The sequence below is a fragment of the Vibrio cortegadensis genome (assembly GCF_024347395.1).
Taxonomy (GTDB): Bacteria; Pseudomonadota; Gammaproteobacteria; order Enterobacterales; family Vibrionaceae; genus Vibrio; species Vibrio cortegadensis.
Genome location: NZ_AP025472.1, coordinates 849807 through 868316 on the forward strand (window position 1 = coordinate 849807; position 18510 = coordinate 868316).

The 18510-nt window shown below is 41.6% G+C and carries 15 protein-coding genes; 10 read left to right on the forward strand and 5 right to left on the reverse strand.

The features are described from left to right. Positions 1–136: 136 nt before the first annotated feature. The gene (gene sucC / locus OCV39_RS04000) at positions 137–1303 is read left to right on the forward strand and encodes an ADP-forming succinate--CoA ligase subunit beta (protein WP_113795843.1); all 1167 of its coding nucleotides are present in this window, start codon (positions 137–139) and stop codon (positions 1301–1303) included. Next, on the forward strand, positions 1303–2175 hold the full coding sequence (gene sucD / locus OCV39_RS04005) for a succinate--CoA ligase subunit alpha (protein WP_017051342.1): 873 nt from the start codon (positions 1303–1305) through the stop codon (positions 2173–2175). Before sucC ends, sucD begins: the two co-directional genes overlap by 1 nt. A gap of 94 nt (positions 2176–2269) precedes the next feature. On the opposite strand, the gene znuB is transcribed toward sucD, so the two are convergent. Together znuB and znuC are read right to left on the reverse strand one after the other, a co-directional pair. After that, on the reverse strand, positions 2270–3055 hold the full coding sequence (gene znuB / locus OCV39_RS04010) for a zinc ABC transporter permease subunit ZnuB (protein ID WP_261889054.1): 786 nt from the start codon (positions 3053–3055) through the stop codon (positions 2270–2272). Next, positions 3048–3833 (reverse strand): zinc ABC transporter ATP-binding protein ZnuC, encoded by a 786-nt coding sequence (gene znuC, locus OCV39_RS04015; protein WP_017051340.1) that lies wholly within the window; start codon positions 3831–3833, stop codon positions 3048–3050. Before znuC ends, znuB begins: the two co-directional genes overlap by 8 nt. Before the next feature lie 82 nt (positions 3834–3915). Here znuC and OCV39_RS04020 point away from each other — a divergent pair, with 82 nt between their 5' ends. From OCV39_RS04020 to OCV39_RS04040, 5 genes are all read left to right on the forward strand, one after another. Further along, positions 3916–4794: a zinc ABC transporter substrate-binding protein gene (locus tag OCV39_RS04020; RefSeq protein ID WP_261889057.1), complete on the forward strand. Its 879-nt coding sequence runs from the start codon at positions 3916–3918 to the stop codon at positions 4792–4794. Between the two features lie 262 nt (positions 4795–5056). Beyond that, positions 5057–8437 carry an AraC family transcriptional regulator gene (locus OCV39_RS04025; protein ID WP_261889059.1) on the forward strand — a complete coding sequence of 1127 codons (3381 nt, stop codon included), beginning with the start codon at positions 5057–5059 and terminating at the stop codon, positions 8435–8437. Between the two features lie 654 nt (positions 8438–9091). Next, on the forward strand, positions 9092–9319 hold the full coding sequence (locus OCV39_RS04030) for a FeoA family protein (protein ID WP_261889060.1): 228 nt from the start codon (positions 9092–9094) through the stop codon (positions 9317–9319). Then, entirely contained in the window at positions 9319–11592 is a 2274-nt protein-coding gene (gene feoB, locus OCV39_RS04035; protein ID WP_261889061.1) for a Fe(2+) transporter permease subunit FeoB, read from the forward strand. The genes OCV39_RS04030 and feoB overlap by 1 nt, the downstream gene beginning before the upstream one ends. Then, on the forward strand, positions 11589–11819 hold the full coding sequence (locus OCV39_RS04040; protein ID WP_017051335.1) for a FeoC-like transcriptional regulator: 231 nt from the start codon (positions 11589–11591) through the stop codon (positions 11817–11819). Before feoB ends, OCV39_RS04040 begins: the two co-directional genes overlap by 4 nt. A gap of 121 nt (positions 11820–11940) precedes the next feature. Here the strand turns inward: OCV39_RS04040 and OCV39_RS04045 are convergent, their stop codons facing one another. Continuing rightward, positions 11941–12381 (reverse strand): HIT domain-containing protein, encoded by a 441-nt coding sequence (locus OCV39_RS04045; RefSeq protein WP_261889470.1) that lies wholly within the window; start codon positions 12379–12381, stop codon positions 11941–11943. Positions 12382–12478: 97 nt separating this feature from the next. Then, complete coding sequence (gene argS / locus OCV39_RS04050) at positions 12479–14212, reverse strand: arginine--tRNA ligase (RefSeq protein WP_017051333.1); 1734 nt, start codon at positions 14210–14212, stop codon at positions 12479–12481. Positions 14213–14501: 289 nt separating this feature from the next. Here argS and OCV39_RS04055 point away from each other — a divergent pair, with 289 nt between their 5' ends. After that, on the forward strand, positions 14502–15098 hold the full coding sequence (locus OCV39_RS04055; protein ID WP_261889062.1) for a VOC family protein: 597 nt from the start codon (positions 14502–14504) through the stop codon (positions 15096–15098). Between the two features lie 77 nt (positions 15099–15175). On the opposite strand, the gene purU is transcribed toward OCV39_RS04055, so the two are convergent. Next, positions 15176–16009: a formyltetrahydrofolate deformylase gene (gene purU, locus OCV39_RS04060; RefSeq protein WP_261889063.1), complete on the reverse strand. Its 834-nt coding sequence runs from the start codon at positions 16007–16009 to the stop codon at positions 15176–15178. A gap of 210 nt (positions 16010–16219) precedes the next feature. Here purU and OCV39_RS04065 point away from each other — a divergent pair, with 210 nt between their 5' ends. Both OCV39_RS04065 and OCV39_RS04070 read left to right on the forward strand, forming a co-directional pair. Then, on the forward strand, positions 16220–16417 hold the full coding sequence (locus OCV39_RS04065) for a hypothetical protein (RefSeq protein WP_017051330.1): 198 nt from the start codon (positions 16220–16222) through the stop codon (positions 16415–16417). A 136-nt stretch (positions 16418–16553) separates the two neighbouring features. Continuing rightward, positions 16554–18503: an ATP-dependent DNA helicase gene (locus OCV39_RS04070; protein WP_261889064.1), complete on the forward strand. Its 1950-nt coding sequence runs from the start codon at positions 16554–16556 to the stop codon at positions 18501–18503. The last annotated feature ends 7 nt before the right edge of the window (positions 18504–18510 follow it).

Here is an 18510-nt window from a genome sequence, read left to right on the forward strand (position 1 = left end):
TTTAAAAGTCGGGTAATGAGTCGACATTACTTGGCACTCGCTCAAGAGTAACCCTACAGACGCCTGACTCAGTATTATGCTGATTGTCTAATGGAAATAATAAATCCCTTAAGGGATAAACAAATGGAATAACACAATGAATTTGCATGAATATCAAGCCAAACAGCTGTTTGCAGAATTCGGTTTACCAGTACCAGAAGGTTTTGCGTGTGATACACCTCAAGAAGCTTTCGAAGCGGCTGGCCGAATTAGCACTGAAAAGAAAGTCGTAAAATGTCAAGTTCACGCAGGTGGTCGTGGTAAAGCGGGCGGCGTAGAACTGCATGACACTAAAGATGGTGTTAAAGAGTTTGCACAAAAGTGGCTTGGTAAAAACCTAGTGACTTTCCAAACTGATGCAAATGGACAACCGGTGACTAAAATTCTGGTTGAAGAAGCATCAAATATTGCCAATGAACTTTACCTTGGCGCAGTTGTTGATCGTGCGACTCGTCGTATCGTATTCATGGCATCAACTGAAGGTGGTGTGGACATTGAGAAGATTGCAGAAGAGACTCCAGAGTTGATTCACCAAGCAGCAATTGATCCTCTTGTCGGCCCTCAAGCTTATCAAGGTCGTGAACTGGCATTTAAACTTGGCCTAGTTGGCGATCAAATCAAACAATTCGTTAAGATCTTTATGGGTCTTGGCAATATGTTTGCTCAGTATGACTTAGCTCTACTTGAAATTAACCCATTGGTTGTGACGGCAGAAGGTAATCTTCTATGTCTTGATGGTAAAATCAATATCGATTCAAATGCGATGTACCGTCAACCTAAACTGCGTGAAATGCACGATCCATCTCAAGAAGATGAGCGCGAAGCACATGCAGCACAATGGGAACTTAACTATGTTGCACTAGACGGTAGCATTGGTTGTATGGTTAACGGCGCAGGCCTTGCTATGGGTACGATGGACATCGTAAACCTACACGGTGGCCAACCTGCTAACTTCCTAGATGTCGGTGGCGGCGCAACGAAAGAACGTGTAACAGAAGCATTCAAGATCATCCTATCTGACACCAATGTTAAAGCCGTTCTTGTTAATATCTTCGGTGGTATTGTTCGTTGTGATCTCATCGCTGATGGCATCATCGGTGCAGTAGAAGAGGTTGGTGTGAAAGTGCCAGTTGTTGTTCGTCTTGAAGGTAACAATGCACCTCTAGGTTCTCAAAAACTTGCGGAAAGTGGTCTAAATATCATCGCTGCAACGTCTCTAACAGAAGCAGCTGAAAAAGTCGTTGCTGCAGCGGAGGGCAAATAATGTCTGTATTAATTAATAAAGATACAAAAGTTATCTGCCAAGGTTTTACTGGCGGCCAAGGTACATTCCACTCTGAGCAAGCTATCGCATACGGTACGCAAATGGTTGGTGGTGTGTCGCCTGGTAAAGGTGGTCAAACTCATTTAGGTTTGCCTGTATTTAATACGGTTCGCCAAGCGGTTGAAGAAACGGGCGCTACGGCTTCAGTTATCTACGTACCGGCTCCTTTCTGTAAAGATGCGATTCTTGAAGCGATCGACGCAGGCATTAAGCTAATTGTAACGATCACTGAAGGCATTCCTACGCTTGACTTGCTGGACGTTAAAGTACGTTTAGATGAAGCGGGCGTGGTGATGATTGGGCCTAACTGCCCAGGCGTCATTACTCCTGATGAGTGTAAGATTGGCATTATGCCTGGTCACATTCATAAGAAAGGTAAAGTTGGTATCGTATCTCGTTCAGGTACATTAACTTACGAAGCGGTTAAGCAAACGACTGATGAAGGCTTTGGCCAATCAACGTGTGTTGGTATTGGTGGTGACCCTATCCCGGGCTCTAACTTCATCGATATTCTTAAGCTTTTCCAAGAAGACCCTGAAACTGAAGCGATTGTTATGATCGGTGAAATCGGTGGTACAGCGGAAGAAGAAGCCGCTGCTTATATCAAAGCAAACGTCACTAAGCCTGTTGTTTCTTACATTGCAGGTGTAACCGCGCCTCCTGGTAAGCGTATGGGTCACGCTGGTGCAATTATCTCTGGTGGTAAAGGTACTGCTGAAGACAAATTTGCAGCATTAGAAGAAGCGGGCGTGAAAACAGTGAAAAGCCTTGCTGATATTGGTAAAGCATTGCGTGAAATTACTGGTTGGTAAACCTGACTACTCATCCGTTGTGATGAATAAATAATATAAACCCCGAGCTTTTTGGCTCGGGGTTTTTGTTTATCTAAAACTAAAAACAGAATGGCTAGTTTTTAACTTTGACTACTTGGCTGAGCATGAACATTGCTGTTGCACTGATGACGACTGAAGGACCTGCCGGGGTATCAAAGTGCCAAGACAAACTTAACCCGGCTAAAACAGCTACCGCGCCGATGAGTGAAGCGATGCCAGCCATCTGTTCTGGCGTTCTCGCAAACTTTCTTGCCGTTGCTGCTGGAATAATCAGTAGTGACGTCATGATTAGTGCGCCGACAAACTTCATTCCAATCGCGATTACCACACCGACCAATAACATCAAAATTAAACGCATCAAATCAATGTTAATGCCTTCAACGGCGGCTAAATCTTCACTTACCGTTGTGGAGAGTAGTGGACGCCAGAAGATGAATAAAATGCAGCTAACCGTGAGCACGCCAAGATAGATGAAACCAAGATCCGCTGGCGATACCGCGAGTAAATCACCAAACAAATAACTCATTAAATCAACTCGAACATTGTCTAAAAAGCTGACTGCAACTAAACCCAGTGATAAAGAGCTATGTGCGAGAATGCCGAGTAGAGTATCGGTCGCGACAAGTTTCTGTTTTTGTAATGTGACGAGTAAAACCGCTAAACCTAAGCAGCAAACTAATAGTGCTAAATACAAATTAATGTCTAATAAAAAACCTAACGCAAGCCCCATAAGTGAAGCGTGTGCAAGAGTATCACCGAAGTAGGCCATTTTTCGCCACACGACAAATGAACCTAATGGTCCCGCAATCACTGCAATACCAAGTCCTGCAAAGATAGAAGGAAGTAGAAACTCAATCATGACGATGTCCGTGGCTGTGGTGAGAACAAGAATCGGCGTCACCTTTTACCGCCTGACCTGAAAGATCATGGTGGTGGTGATCATGTTGGTGATGATAAAAAGCCAACGACTCCTTAGTCGCTGAACCAAATAATGCGATATATGAAGGGTGCTGTGTAATATCAGCGGGCGCACCTGAACAACAGATATGATGATGAAGACAGATGACATTGTCCGTTTTTGCCATCACAAGGTGTAGATCATGGGAGACCATAAAGACACTACATCCAAAGCGATGCCTGATCGCGTCGATCAGATTATAGAGATCAATTTGCCCCTGAATATCAACGCCTTGAGCTGGCTCGTCGAGCACCAATAAATCGGGTCTTCTTAGTAATGAACGGGCAATTAAAACACGTTGGTTTTCACCGCCAGAGAGCTGATGCATGTTGTTGTGCATTAAGTGTTCACCACCAACTAAACGTAGTGCTTCAGTCAACTCTTGGGCTGAAAACTTGCCTGACATCTTAAGAAAACGTTTTACATCGAGCGGTAGCGAGTCGTTCAGTTTTAGTTTCTGGGGAACATAGCCAATTTTGAGTGATTTTAGTCTGTTGATAGAGCCATCGTATTGGTTATGTAAACCTAAAATAACTTTGACTAAGGTAGATTTACCAGCACCATTAGGGCCAATAAGTGTGGTGATTTTACCCTTTTCGAGAGTAAGGTTGATGCTATCTAGCACGCGCTTCTCACCAAAATCGACACTTACGTTGTTCAGTTTGACTAACGTCGACATGAATAGAACTCATTTGCAATTAACTAATGTTATAATGTAACATTTATGACTTACCCACGCTACTGTTTCCATTTGAGGCTTTATGTTCCGATTTACTTATCTTGTTCTCGTTGCTTTGTGTTTACCTTCAGCAGCATGGGCATCGACAATTCTAACCAGTATTAAACCGATACAAATGATCACCCATGAGCTGACAAAGGGAGCCGTAGAGCCAGATGTTATTTTAAGTTCCAATGCATCTCCTCATGACTATGCGCTTAAACCGTCGGATGTAAAAAAAATCAATAATGCAGGTCTTATTATTTGGTTTGGTCCTGAACTTGAACCGTTTTTAAGCAAAGTGATCAGCAGTCAAAAAAATGTACTGACCATTAGCGAAATTAAAGGGCTGCCACTGAGAGAGTTTGGGGGAGGTCACGAAAGTCATACTGGCCACGATCATGGAAGTCATGATCCACATTTTTGGCTTGGTTTAAAACCATCGCTTCAGGTAGCAGAAGCGATTACAGCAAGATTGATTCAAAGTGACAGCAAGAACCAAAGCTTATATCAAAAGAATCTGAATGACTTTAGCCAACGTTTGCTAGCAACAGAAGCGGACGTGTCGGCGATACTGGCTCCGGTCAAAGCGGAAGGCTATTATGTATTTCATGACGCTTATGGCTATTTTGAACAAGAGTTTGAGCTTAATAACTTAGGCCACTTTACCGTGAGTCCAGACCGTAAACCGGGCGCTAAAACGTTAATTAAAATACGTAAAGCCCTCAGAAAAAATGATATCCAATGTGTCTTCTCTGAACCACAATTTACGCCTGCTGTCATTGAATCAGTGACTCGCGGAACGAATGTGACGATTGGTATTCTTGATCCTGTTGGCTCTCAAATCGAGGTCAAAGATGGTGCTTATTTTGAGTTTATCAAAGGGATGGCGAACAGTTACTCTTCATGCTTGCAACGTTAAGCTTTAATTGACTAGACCATATTAACGAACAAGGCACATGATAAATACAAAACTATCATGTGTCTTAGCTGACTTTTCTCTATTTAATATAAATATTTGAGATTAAAAAATTAAATTTGATCAACCGCTTACCGTCACATTCCCCTTAAAATAAAAATCAGCTACTATATGTGTCGTTATTGGCACAGAATAGTGATCTATCATTTTATTAAAGTGCCTTTGAGGTATATATTTTAATTTGATTATTACTTAAGGATAGCGCTTGCTGAGCTACTGTTTTCGAGTACTTCTTATTGCTAGTATCGCATTCAATGGGCTAGCAGAAGAGCATTCACCTTCAATATTTTACCCTTTACCTATTCAATCTGAAGGGAAGTTTTTGGCTGCAAAAAACTTACATTTGAGTAGTAATGGTGGAATATGGGTTCAAGATGTACACAGCAACGTTTTATTTTATGATGGGCGTCACTTACTGCCACGAAATGGTAGCCTACTTGACTCCGTAGGTGATCAGCTAGCTTATTTAAATGACAGTTTCTGGAGCTTTGCTGATAATGAAGTCTACCGGAGTTACCCTAGCCAGAAAAAAGAGCTTATCTTTAGCTTAGAGCCCGGCTCTGAAATTAGAAAAATTGGCTCATCAAACAATTATATTTGGGTCAGTGATGACTCTAATTTCTATACTTATGATGTCACTACAAGTGAAATAGAGACCTACTCTTTACTTGAACTGTATAAACATAATCAGAGTAGTTATGTCTATATCAATGATGCACAGCGTGTTTTATCTAAATGGGTATTAGCAACGACCTCTGGATCATATCTTTCGGATGGTGCTCAATTTACTCACATCGCCAATTCGAAAAAGAACTTCACAGAAAAAATATACTTCTCATCTAGCCGCCGAGAGCTATTAATTGGCACTTTACGTGGTGCGCTCATTATTGATCTCAACGCCCCAAGCAAAATTGGCCCATTCATTGGTGATTCGCATGTTTTGTCGTTTGCGGAAACGAACCAAGAGTATTGGATTGGCACAGAGCACGGACTATTCGTCTACTCATTGCTGACTGGAGTTGTTCGCAAGGTGACGTCCAGTTCACAAGACAGCTTCTCTTTGTTAGGTGATAAAATTTATGCCCTCTTGAATGATGAACTTGGCGGTATGTGGATCGCGACAGATCGTGGCATTCGATATTACTCATTACATAGTAAAAAATTCACTCGGGTTTCAGAACGAAAGTTACTCTCTCTTTTTAGCGATTCTTCAATGGTTAAAATTGCCAAGGACCCTCGCTTGGGTAATTTAGTCGCGACTACGACTGGTATTTACCAACACCGAAAAGGGGGTGAACCTGAGCTGTTATATCGTGGGAGGGTAAACGATTTTGTTGTGGGTAACTGTGACTTATGGCTTGCAACAGGTGAAGGGCTTTTAAGGTTTGATATTCAAAGTAGAAGAGTGACTCGTCAGCTTTTATCGGATGAATTTCAATCTTTATCAATTGATAGAGTCGCACTAGATGATGAACGCCTCTGGTTCTCTTCACGTGGACGTTTAGCACAGTTAAATATTAAGAACGGCGCATACAAAAGTTTCGGCAAGGACTGGATTGTAGAAAGTTTTCTGCCGGCGAAGATAACTCACCTATTACCAACAAAAACCGGTGACTTAATTATTGGAACCGATCATGGTGTTTACACTTATTCGGGACAAAAAATCTATTTCAATCGTGAGTCTGAAGTTTTTGGCCAAGTGATCGATATTACTCAAGCTAAAGGTGGGAAGTATTGGGTAGTAAGTAGTTATGGAACATTTACTTTCGACAGGCATTATCAAAATCTGACCCCTGTAACGCTAATTGAAGATAGTATTAGCCCTGAATGCTTAATGAGTACTTCTAGAGGGATGTGGATGAGCAGCTCAAAAGGGCTCAGTTTCTACAGCCATAGTGCCGATCTGCTTAAGCACTATGGCTCTCCATCTGGTTTGATAACGAATGAATTTTTACCAAGGATTTGTGCAACAGATAAGTCCGAGCCAGGCCAAGATATTAGCTTGGTGTTGGGCTCTAAGTATGGTTTGGTTAAGATAAAAGAGCGCGAGTTACTTGTATCAAAAGCACCGAAAAATACAGTCATTTTTAGCCAGGTGAACATTGATCACTCTCCAATTGCGGTTGGCGGCAATATAAAAGATGGTTACCAGTTTCCTTATGGTTCATCGTTGAGTTTTCTTATTGGTATTTTGCCGGAAGCGTCGACATTGTTGCTCGAGTTCAGGTTAAATCTAGAGGATGATTGGATCGCTTTCGAAGGTGGTCAATTGACTTTATCTCATTTATTGCCGGGTGAGTATCAATTACAAATAAGGCCATCAATAACAATTATTCCTGATACGCAATCATTAACCACACTTAATTTTACGATACAAAAGCCATGGTATTTGACCAGTTTTGCTATTTTTAGCTTTTTCCTCATTATGGGAATATTAGTAGCGATAGTTATTTTTTGGCGCTCTCGTTTAATCATGAAAATCAACAGAAACCTAAAGGCAAAGGTCTTACTAAAAACCGATCAATTGCGTAATCAGAGCCGGGTATTGTTAAGTAACAATCAACAGTTAAGGAAGCAATTCCAAGTTCGAAATATTCTTGTTGGAAATGTTGCGGTTGCAGCGAAAAGGAGCGTAACAGAAATGGGTGCGCGTCTTCACTTAGAGGATGATAAATCGGCCACTCAGAAATATAGCGATGTTATCCACCTACTTAATGTTCTATTTAATGATAAGGACAACGTTAGCGGAGAAAGGGAGTCGCATAATTTCCTGCAAATACTAAATGCCGTTATCGATGCATGGCGTGAAGAGTTCATTAAAGCGGGGTTAAGCGTAAAAGTTGAAAACAGCGCAATGAACCAGCACATACAAATTGACTATTTTAATTTAGATATTCTGTTTAACACTCTTTTTTCTAGCGTTTTAAAGCGTTGCTATCGAGGACAGGAATTAAGCATTCAAATCAGCGAAAGTGATTCGATGCTGGTGATTGCATTGACTGATTTTGGCGCTCCCGTTCCAGTGTTTAAACCAACAATACACAAAGACAATATCGTGAACTTGTCGACTTTTGATTTGAGTATTGAAAATCTACCCACCTCGGTTGCTATCAGTGGCGGCGAGCTATTTGTGTATGACTTTGACTCTAAGAATCGCCTTGAAATGTCGTGGCCTATTATTGAGCTTGAAATTCAGGGACCACCAGAAAAGGCGATAAATCTAGAAAATTCAGCGGTGCCTTCGCATACACTGACAAGAGAAGAAGCATGGATAAACTCGGTGAAGCATTTAATCAGTGAAAATTACTCGAGTCCAGACTTTGGCACTTCCTCTGCGGCTAAAATGCTTTTTGTATCGGAGCGGAGTTTACAACGTCGCTTTAAAGCAGCCTTGGATCGGACATTTAAAGATTACTTAAATGAGTATCGACTTGAAAAGGCGTGTGAAAGCTTGTTAGCAGGTGAGAAAATAGCTGACATTGCATTTGAATGTGGTTTCAATGACCCATCATACTTCAGCCTGCGTTTCAAACACCACTTTGGCCTTTCTCCATCAAAATTTGTCGAGAATCATACTGGTCAATAATTTCATCGTGAGTATGTTCCTTTCTATTCTTGAGCCTTTCTTTGAATAAACCAAAATAAACGTCTTTGTGCGGTTCTATTTTTAGTCGTGCGATTACGTTTCACGAGAGTTCCTTGAGGGAAATGAAATTCAAATATAGCTAAGACTTATAGTATAGAGGAAAGCTTGAGGAGAGATAATCAAATAGTAGTGGTTAAGGAAAAAAAAGATCGTGGCATGGTCGGGGGGACGATGCCACGGGTGCCAATGACACCTTCGCTTGCTGCCTGAGGGATATGGGATACCCATATCACTTCTGGAATCTAATGTTTTAGAGGTTTCCCTCTTGACGTGGTTAACTATAAGTCCATGCGCTTATTTCCTTCATAAAATTAACGACATGTTTACCCGATAAAACCGCCAAGTTGTAAGGTTTATTTTAAGTATTTGTATTTTAAGTGTTTTTTATTTATATTCTTTACCTGAACTTACTTTTTTGACTCATTACCCACAGAATTTTCTCTAATTTGACGTATTTAACGAGCTTGTTTTTAACGTTTTTTACGTTCGATTTTCTGCAATCTTTGATTTCACTCAATAAAAGTGGGGAGAATCGCGGTTATCATTATCGCTAATGAAAATATTTCTCATTCCTAATTATAATTGAGACCTGCTATGAAACTATCACAACTGAGAGAAGGCGATTGCGCGAGTATTCTGTCTTTTTCTGAAATATCTAATGACGTAAGAAAAAAGCTAATGATTATGGGCTTGCTTCCAAATACGTTAGTCAAGGTAGTGCGTCGAGCACCGATGGGTGATCCGCTTCAAGTTGAAGTTCGTGGTGTGTCTTTAGCAATACGTGAAAATATTGCTGCAGCAATTCTAGTGGAGCAAAAATAATGCAGTATGAAATACTAACGGTTGGTAATCCAAATAGTGGTAAAACGACACTGTTTAATGGCTTAACTGGCGCGAAGCAGCAAGTTGGTAACTGGGCTGGTGTAACCGTAGAGAAGAAAACAGGACGTTATGCTCACTCTGGCGATCAATTTAAGCTAACTGACTTGCCGGGTATTTACGCATTAGATAGTGGAAATGACAGTAATAGTATTGATGAGTCCATTGCTTCTCGTGCTGTCATTAGTCACCCTGCGGATTTGATTATTAATGTTGTTGATGCAACATGTTTAGAACGTAGCTTATACATGACCTTGCAACTTCGTGAGCTAGGTCGACCAATGGTTGTCGTTTTGAATAAGATGGATGCCCTTAAGCGTGAACGCCAAACATTAGATATTAAAGCGTTAGAAAAAATGCTTGGCTGTCCAGTATTCACGTTGTCGGCAAATAACAAACAGCAAGTGAACCGTTTTAAAGACAAGTTACATAAAGCACTGGTTCAAGGCGTTGCGCTGAAAGAGCTTGTTTTAGATTATGGTCAAGAATTTGAGAGTGCCATTGCTACCATTGCGCCTGTTTTTGCTGGCCAAGAAGTGTCATCTCGCGCTCTAGCTATACGTGCATTAGAAAATGATTTATTGGTTAATAACCCTCTTTCTCAATCTGACCGTGAACTGATTAACCAACAGCAAGAAGCTTGTAATTTAGACATTGACTTGCAAGTTGCTGATGTGAAATACACGTTCTTACATGAACAGTGTAAGAAGGCACGTCGTACAGAAGGCAAATTAAGTCATAGCTTTACTGAAAAAGCGGATAACCTCATTCTGAATAAATGGGTTGGTGTACCTTTCTTCTTCGTAGTGATGTATTTGATGTTTATGTTTTCCATCAACATTGGTGGTGCATTCATTGATTTCTTTGATATTGGCGTTGGGGCTCTGCTTGTTGATGGCGGTCACTACTTGCTTGATGCTCACCTGCCAGTTTGGTTAGTGACACTTATCGCTGATGGTGTTGGTGGTGGTATCCAAACAGTTGCAACCTTCATTCCTGTTATCGGTTGTCTATACCTATTCTTAGCCGTTTTAGAAAGTTCTGGTTACATGTCTCGTGCGGCATTTGTGCTTGATAAAGTGATGCAAAAAATCGGCTTGCCAGGTAAAGCATTTGTACCGTTGGTGCTTGGGTTTGGTTGTAACGTACCTTCAATCATGGCTACGCGAACATTAGACCAAGAGCGCGAGCGTAAATTAGCGGCATCTATGGCACCATTTATGTCTTGTGGTGCTCGACTGCCGGTATACGCACTTTTTGCTGCGGCATTCTTCCCTGATAGTGGTCAAAATATTGTTTTCGCTCTTTATGTGTTAGGTATCGTTGCTGCTGTTCTTACTGGTGTTGTGCTGAAACACACACTATACCCAGGTTCTAGTGATAGCTTGGTGATGGAAATGCCAGATTACGAGCTACCAACTATTCAAAATGTACTGATCAAAACGTGGCAAAAGCTGAACCGTTTTGTTCTGGGTGCAGGTAAAACGATTGTTGTAGTGGTCACTATCTTAAGCTTCTTGAACTCAATTGGTACTGATGGCTCATTTGGTAACGAAGACAGCGAAAAATCAGTATTGTCAAAAGCGGCGCAAGTTGTTACTCCTGTTTTTGCTCCAATTGGTATTAATGAAGATAACTGGCCAGCAACCGTTGGTATTATTACGGGTATCTTTGCTAAAGAAGCCGTTGTCGGTACATTAAACAGCCTTTACACATCAGCGGAAAGTGAAGAGTCTGAATTTGACTTGATGGGTAGTTTGGAAGAGGCGGTAATGTCTATTCCTGAAAACCTTACCGGTCTAAGTTACTCTGATCCACTAGGCATTGAAGTTGGCGATTTAAGTGATTCATCGGCAGTTGCGGAAGATCAAGAAGTGGATACATCGATTTTTGGTAACTTGAAGTCTCACTTTGTAAGTGGCCATGCGGCATTTGCTTACTTAATCTTAATCCTTCTGTACACACCTTGTGTTGCCGCTATGGGGGCTTATGTTCGTGAGTTCGGCCAAAACTTTGCTCGCTTCATTGCGGTGTGGACAATGGCATTAGGTTACGGTGGTGCTGCTTTATACTACCAAGTTGCACACTTCGCGGATCACCCAATGACAAGCTCTATTTGGATTGTCAGCTTGATTGCCACCTCTGTTATCGCATACCAGTTGATGAAAAGAAAAGGGCGTAAAGAGCAAATGAATCTAGAGGTACAAGTCGCATGATTTTATCTGACCTAAAGAACTACATCACCGAAAATGGCAGCGCGTCGAGAAATGAACTGGCAAAAAAGTTTACTTTAAGTGAAGACGGTGTGGATGCCATGCTGAGTGTGTGGGTGAAAAAGGGTCAGATATCTCGCTTGATCGATACCAATAAAGCGAAAAAAGTGACTCGAGTTCGTTACAGCACAATTAAGAGTGATGAGCTATCGTTAACCGTAACGATGTAAGAGCTAACACGGTTCACTTTTAGCTTTCTATCGCTAGAAATAAAAACGCCGCATCTTTATCGATGCGGCGTTTTTGATTATAGATTCTTATCGATATTTAAGATAACGCTCCAAATTCACCCTATGCTGATGGTTCGTTAATACTAAATATAGGGCTGTCTTGAAGTTTTGTTTGCAGTTGTTTTAAGAGAGAAAGCTGTTCATCGTTAGACCTAAACTCACCTTGAGTATTGCCCCAAACAGGGCCGGGCCAAGCCACATCAGAAATGAAACGTGCGATATGATGAATATGCAATTGTGGAACCATATTACCCAGAGCTCCAAGATTAATTTTATCTGGAGTAAAGAGCACTTCCAGAGTTTGGTTGATCGTTTGAGATTCAACTAAAAACTGCTGCTGCTCATTCATCGGTAAATGGTGAAGCTCTTTTAGCTCATTTCTTTTAGGAACGAGAATGACCCAAGGAACGGCGTTATCTTTATGAAGTAATGCGATGCAGAGTGGAAAGTGGCCAATAACCGTCGTATCTTTGGCTAACTGAGGGTGAAGAATAAAGTCCATATGCAAAATATCAGTCGATGATTCGTGCACTGTTTATAACATAGAAAAAGAAAAAGGTTGGCGATTAAGCCAACCTTTTCAATAATTCTAATGGAAATTACATGCGGTCAAGCGTGTTGATACCAAGTAGAGATAGACCTTGTTTGATCGTTTTAGCGGTAAGCGCAGAAAGCTTCAAGCGGCTTTGCTTAACGGCTTCATCTTCAGCGATCAGAATCGGGCATGCTTCGTAGAAACTAGAGAATTGACCTGCTAGTTCAAATAGGTAGCTACACATGATATGTGGCTGACCTTCACGAGCAACAGATTGAACCGCTTCTTCAAATTGAAGTAGCTTAGCAATGAGTGCTTTCTCTTTTTCTTCTTTAGCAATGATTTCACCAGATAGTGAATCCATAGACAAGCCTGCTTTTGCAAAGATAGAAGCAACACGCGCATATGCATACTGCATGTAAGGTGCTGTATTACCTTCGAAAGCTAGCATGTTATCCCAGTCAAAAATGTAATCCGTTGTACGGTGTTTTGAAAGGTCAGCATACTTAACCGCAGCCATTGCTACTGTTTTAGCAATGTTATCTTTTTCTTCGTTAGCAAGATCTGGGTTTTTCGACTCGATCAGTTTCTGTGCACGTTCTTCTGCTTCATCAAGAAGATCCGCTAGGCGAACTGTACCACCAGCACGAGTTTTGAATGGACGTCCATCTTTACCTAGCATCATACCAAATGCGTGGTGCTCTAGAGTCACCTCTTCTGGTACGTACTCAGCCATGCGAACGATGTCCCACGCTTGCATCAGGTGCTGATGTTGACGTGAATCGATGAAGTAAAGAACACGATCTGCCCCTAGTGTTTCATAACGGTATTTTGCACAGGCAATATCCGTTGTCGTGTATAGGAAGCCACCGTCGCGTTTCTGGATGATAACACCCATCGCTTCGCCGTCTTTATTCTTATACTTATCTAGGTAAACAACATTTGCGCCGTCACTATCAACCGCAAGGCCTTTTTCAACAAGATCGTTGACGATAGGAGCAAGCATATGGTTGTACTTACTTTCGCCCATCACATCATCTTGAGTTAGAGATACGTTAAGACGATCATAGTTGCGTTGGTTTTGAACCATAGTAACGTCAACGAGTTTTTTCCACATTTTTGCGCAGTACTCATCACCGCTTTGTAGTTTCACAACGTAACCACGAGCTTTAAGAGCAAATGCTTCGTCTTCATCGTAAAGTTTTTTCGATTCACGATAGAAAGCTTCAAGGTCAGCAAGTTCCATTGAAACTTCGCCAGACTCTTGTTGAACGCGCTCAAGGTTAGCAATCAACATGCCGAACTGAGTACCCCAGTCACCGATGTGGTTAGCACGGATTACGTTGTGACCTAAGAATTCAAGAGTACGAACAACCGCATCACCGATGATCGTTGAGCGTAAGTGACCAACGTGCATCTCTTTAGCAACGTTTGGCGCTGAATAGTCAGCAACAATAGTTTGAGTCGCTTCTAGTTGTACGCCTAAACGTTCGTCAGCAAGTGCCGCTTCCGCTTGTTTTGCTAAGAAAGCTTCGTCTAGGAAAATATTTAGGAAGCCAGGACCTGCAATCTCAACTTTACTTGCGATTCCATTTAGATCCAAAACATCCAATACTTTTTGAGCAAATTCTCGAGGATTGGTACCTAGTCGTTTAGCAACACCCATCACGCCATTCGCTTGGTAGTCGCCAAATTGTGGTTTTGCAGATTGACGTACAGCAGCAGGACTTCCTGCAGGTGCGCCAGCGGCTTCAAGAGCCTTAGATACTTTGTCATTAATCAGTGCTTGGATATTCACACGCGTTCCCTTCAATTCAAGGATGGTAAAGAATGATAGCGGTAATGTGTCTACTACTACTTGTTACGCAATAAATGCAGGAACAAAAGGAGAGCAAGACGAGAATTATTCACTATGATTCTTGTTTAAGTTCACAAAAATGGCGGTAATGATACCAATTTAATGGCCTTTCTTACAGGGCGATAGTAGGAAATTTTGCCATTTAATGTGTCCGATAATACTTACAAGAGAGTGGCTATTTATTCAAATGCCGTTACTATTTATTAAATTTAAAACTATGGGTTAAAACATGTCAGGAAATCTATCCGAATTAGACCTCACTCCAAATCAAATGCTAGGCAAACTGGATGTCTTCATGCAAAAAATAGCAGATTTGGGAGAACAGATCGGTATTGACTTAACCTTTGCTCAATCTGACCATATTGCGTTAAGAATTAATGAGTTCCATGTCGCTAAGTTAGCACATCACGCGTGGTTAGAGCATGGAAACGTGATTTCTGAAGCGATTATAAATGGTCGACCGATTATTGTTCTTGAATTCAATCAACCGCTGAAGAGTTTAGGCTGGAGTATTGAATGTTTGGAGTTGCCATATCCTGCTGAAGGAAAAGTCTACGAGCAGCAAGATTGGGAACATGTGGAGTTTGTTATTCCATCGCATGCACAAACGGCAGACGAGTATTTAGATGATTTGAAACAGACCTATCCTCAATTCGCTCTGAACTGGGATAAGTTGGACGATTTAGGCATCAAAACGAAATTGTCGAGCCCTAAGGGAGAAGGCGAACGTTTGAACAATCCAACCGTCGCTTTTAAGCATCAAGGTATTTGTATCAAACTGCATCCACATTCACTCAAAAAGATTGTGGAGTCAGAGCAAGAATAATTCAGCAGTAGTTAGATAGAAACCAATAAATAAGGTCGAGAGTAAGTCTCGACCTTTTTTATTTAGTTGTCGCCGAATTATAGAATTACCGTCTTATTGCCATAAACAAAGACATGATCATTCACGACTTTAGTTAAGGCTTTGCTCAGTACATTCTTTTCAACATCGCGTCCAGCTCGCGCCATATCTTGAGCGTTGAAATTATGATCGACAGGAATTACGTCTTGCTTAATGATTGGACCTTCATCTAGATCGTTGGTTACGAAGTGAGCGGTAGCCCCTATGATCTTAACACCACGCTCATAAGCTTGTAGGTAGGGTTTTGCACCAATAAAGGCTGGCAAAAAGCTATGATGGATATTGATGATTTTGTGGTTGTATTTTTCGACAAAACTTGGTGTCAATATACGCATATATTTGGCTAACACTAAATAATCGGCATTGTACTGATCAATGACCTCAAACATTTTATCTTCGTGCTCATCTCGATTTAATCCTTCATGAGAAACACAGTGGTATGGAATATCAAAACGCTCAGTAAGAGATTGAAGCGTGTCGTAGTTACCCACAACCGCAGCAATGTCTACATCTAAACTACCATCGAAATTCTTCATCAGAATATCACCTAGGCAGTGAGACTCTTTGGTGACGAGAATAACGACACGTTTACGTGAGGAATCAACCAGCTTTCTTTGAGTGTTTTGAGGTAAGGCTTGATCTAAATCCGCAAGAAAAGTTTCATCGTTAAAGAATCCTTCCAGTTCTGTACGCATAAAGAAGTGGCCACTGCTGTTATCAACGAATTCATTATTATGGATAATATTCAGTTGATGTTTGTAACAGATATTGGTGATTTTCGAGATTAACCCCGGAGCATCAGAGCAGTGGGTTAACAGTGTTTTTTTTTCCATTTTATCTTACTTCCATGCAATATTTTTTTTGGACTAAAAACTAATTCCAAGCGCTTCGAACGGTGAAGCATGCCGCAATATAAGAGCTATAATTAATCTATTATCAATATAGTTTCAACAAAATATCTAAGCTGAACGCTTGTCTTGGGATTATTTTCGATAGTTTTGTTGTTTCTGATACTCCTAATATGATGCATTAAGGCGGAACTTATGGATAAAGAGCTACTAGCACGAAAGTTATACAGTGAACGAGTCTGCGAACTGTTAGGTGAAAATGAAGTTGATGAAACCGTGTTGTCTGAGATGTGGGAAAACAAGGCCTCACCTTCTGATGCTGCAAAAGCGATGATGGATGACAGTGGTTTTGACGGACCGGCTTGGTTGTCACGTTACTTGAAACGAAAATAGAGCGGATTCACATCGTTTTGTAAACCATACTTTTTTAATTACGAACACCTTCCGGTGCGGAGTCAATCTGATTCGCACCGGCTCACTAAAACTGACATAATCCCCTCAACTTTTTATTTCCTGCTGCTATTTTTCTATGATCTCTAAAACTTTTTCTGAGAGTGGTGCTCTAGGCAAAGCAATACCTGGTTTTCAACCTCGTCAGTCCCAATTGGACATGGCTGAAGCGGTGGCGACTGCCATTAAAGATCAAACTCAGCTGGTGGTAGAAGCTGGAACGGGGACCGGAAAAACATTCGCCTATCTTGCTCCAGCCTTGCTCAGCGGTAAGAAAATAATAATCAGCACAGGGTCTAAAAACCTTCAAGAGCAGTTGTATCATCGTGATTTGCCTTTAATGGTGAGCTCACTCGGCTTTTACGGCAAAGTTGCTCTGCTGAAAGGGCGCTCCAATTATCTGTGTTTAGATCGCCTTAGTCGTCAAATGGTGGAGAGCCACACCAACGAATCGGATCCTACTTTGCTAACTCAATTGGTTAAGGTGAGGAGTTGGGTATCCGAAACCAAAACCGGTGATTTGGGTGATTGCGACGAGATTGCAGAAGATAGCGTCATTATTCCTACCATTACGTCCACTAATGATAATTGCTTGGGGAAAGAGTGCCCTAGCTACACCGACTGTTTCGTACTTAAAGCCAGAAAAAATGCGATGGATGCCGATGTTGTTGTGGTCAATCATCACCTATTTCTTGCAGACCTTGCGATCAAAGAGACGGGCTTTGGTGAACTGATACCAGAGGCGGATGTTTTTATTTTCGATGAAGCACATCAACTTCCAGATATTGCGAGCCAATATTTTGGTCAATCTGTCTCCAGCCGACAAGTACAAGAGTTGGCAAAAGATATCGAAATAGCCTATCGGACAGAAGCCAAAGACATGCGTCAATTGCAGAAGGTGGGTGACAGGCTTACTCAATCGGCTATGGATTTACGTATCGTTTTAGGTGAACCAGGTTTTCGTGGAAATTGGCGCGAAGCGTTAAATTCACCAGTGGTCGCGAGGGAATTGACACGCTTGCAAGATGCACTGGACCTAGCCGTTGATGTTCTCAAAATCGCCTTAGGTAGAAGCCAACTGCTTGATACTGCTTTTGAACGGGCGAATACGATAAAAGGTCGAATTAATCGAGCTTGTGATGTCTCCATTATGGGGTATTCATACTGGTTTGATACCACGCCACGCCACTTTAGTTTGCATATCACCCCACTGTCGGTTGCCGATAAATTTCATGAGCAGGTTGAATTAAAACAGGGAAGTTGGATTTTTACCTCAGCGACGTTAGCAGTGTCTGATGATTTTAGTCACTTCACCTCGCGACTTGGATTAAAGCCAACCGCGCAGTTTTCGCTGCCTAGCCCTTTTGATTATCAGCAACAGGCGAGGCTCTGTGTTCCTCGTTATTTACCCGAACCTAACAGTGTAGGGCTTGCTGATAAATTAGTTGAAATGCTTGCACCATTGATTGAAGAGAACCAAGGCCGCTGTTTCTTCTTGTGTACTTCCCATAGCATGATGCGAGAGTTGGGCGAACGGTTCCGTGACACCCTGACGATTCCTGTTCTGCTGCAAGGTGAAACCAGTAAACAGAAAACACTGGCGGAATTCATGGAGCTTGGTAATGCACTATTAGTGGCCACCGGAGCATTTTGGGAAGGTATAGATGTTAGAGGTGACACACTTAGCTGTGTTATCATCGATAAATTACCCTTTACGGCACCTGATGATCCTTTGCTAAAAGCAAGAATTGAAGATTGCCGATTGAAAGGTGGGGAGCCTTTTGCACAGGTTCAATTGCCTGATGCCGTCATCACCTTGAAGCAAGGGGTTGGGCGATTGATTCGAGATAAAACAGATCAAGGGGCTTTGATTATTTGTGATAATCGATTAGTGACGAGAGACTATGGTGGCACATTCCTAGCTTCTCTTCCGCCTATCCCACGAACACGAGATTTAGGTGTTGTAAGAGATTTTTTAAGTGAGATCTCCACCACTGAAAATACAACTTTAGACATAACAGATAAATAACTTGAGA

Bases quoted from the DNA above. Each gene is read 5' to 3' on its own strand.
- sucC (WP_113795843.1), top strand. From the start codon at position 137: ATGAATTTGCATGAATATCAAGCCAAACAGCTGTTTGCAGAATTCGGT.
- sucD (WP_017051342.1), top strand. From the start codon at position 1,303: ATGTCTGTATTAATTAATAAAGATACAAAAGTTATCTGCCAAGGTTTT.
- znuB (WP_261889054.1), bottom strand. From the start codon at position 3,055: ATGATTGAGTTTCTACTTCCTTCTATCTTTGCAGGACTTGGTATTGCA.
- znuC (WP_017051340.1), bottom strand. From the start codon at position 3,833: ATGTCGACGTTAGTCAAACTGAACAACGTAAGTGTCGATTTTGGTGAG.
- OCV39_RS04020 (WP_261889057.1), top strand. From the start codon at position 3,916: ATGTTCCGATTTACTTATCTTGTTCTCGTTGCTTTGTGTTTACCTTCA.
- OCV39_RS04030 (WP_261889060.1), top strand. From the start codon at position 9,092: ATGAAACTATCACAACTGAGAGAAGGCGATTGCGCGAGTATTCTGTCT.
- feoB (WP_261889061.1), top strand. From the start codon at position 9,319: ATGCAGTATGAAATACTAACGGTTGGTAATCCAAATAGTGGTAAAACG.
- OCV39_RS04040 (WP_017051335.1), top strand. From the start codon at position 11,589: ATGATTTTATCTGACCTAAAGAACTACATCACCGAAAATGGCAGCGCG.
- OCV39_RS04045 (WP_261889470.1), bottom strand. From the start codon at position 12,381: ATGGACTTTATTCTTCACCCTCAGTTAGCCAAAGATACGACGGTTATT.
- OCV39_RS04055 (WP_261889062.1), top strand. From the start codon at position 14,502: ATGTCAGGAAATCTATCCGAATTAGACCTCACTCCAAATCAAATGCTA.
- purU (WP_261889063.1), bottom strand. From the start codon at position 16,009: ATGGAAAAAAAAACACTGTTAACCCACTGCTCTGATGCTCCGGGGTTA.
- OCV39_RS04065 (WP_017051330.1), top strand. From the start codon at position 16,220: ATGGATAAAGAGCTACTAGCACGAAAGTTATACAGTGAACGAGTCTGC.
- OCV39_RS04070 (WP_261889064.1), top strand. From the start codon at position 16,554: ATGATCTCTAAAACTTTTTCTGAGAGTGGTGCTCTAGGCAAAGCAATA.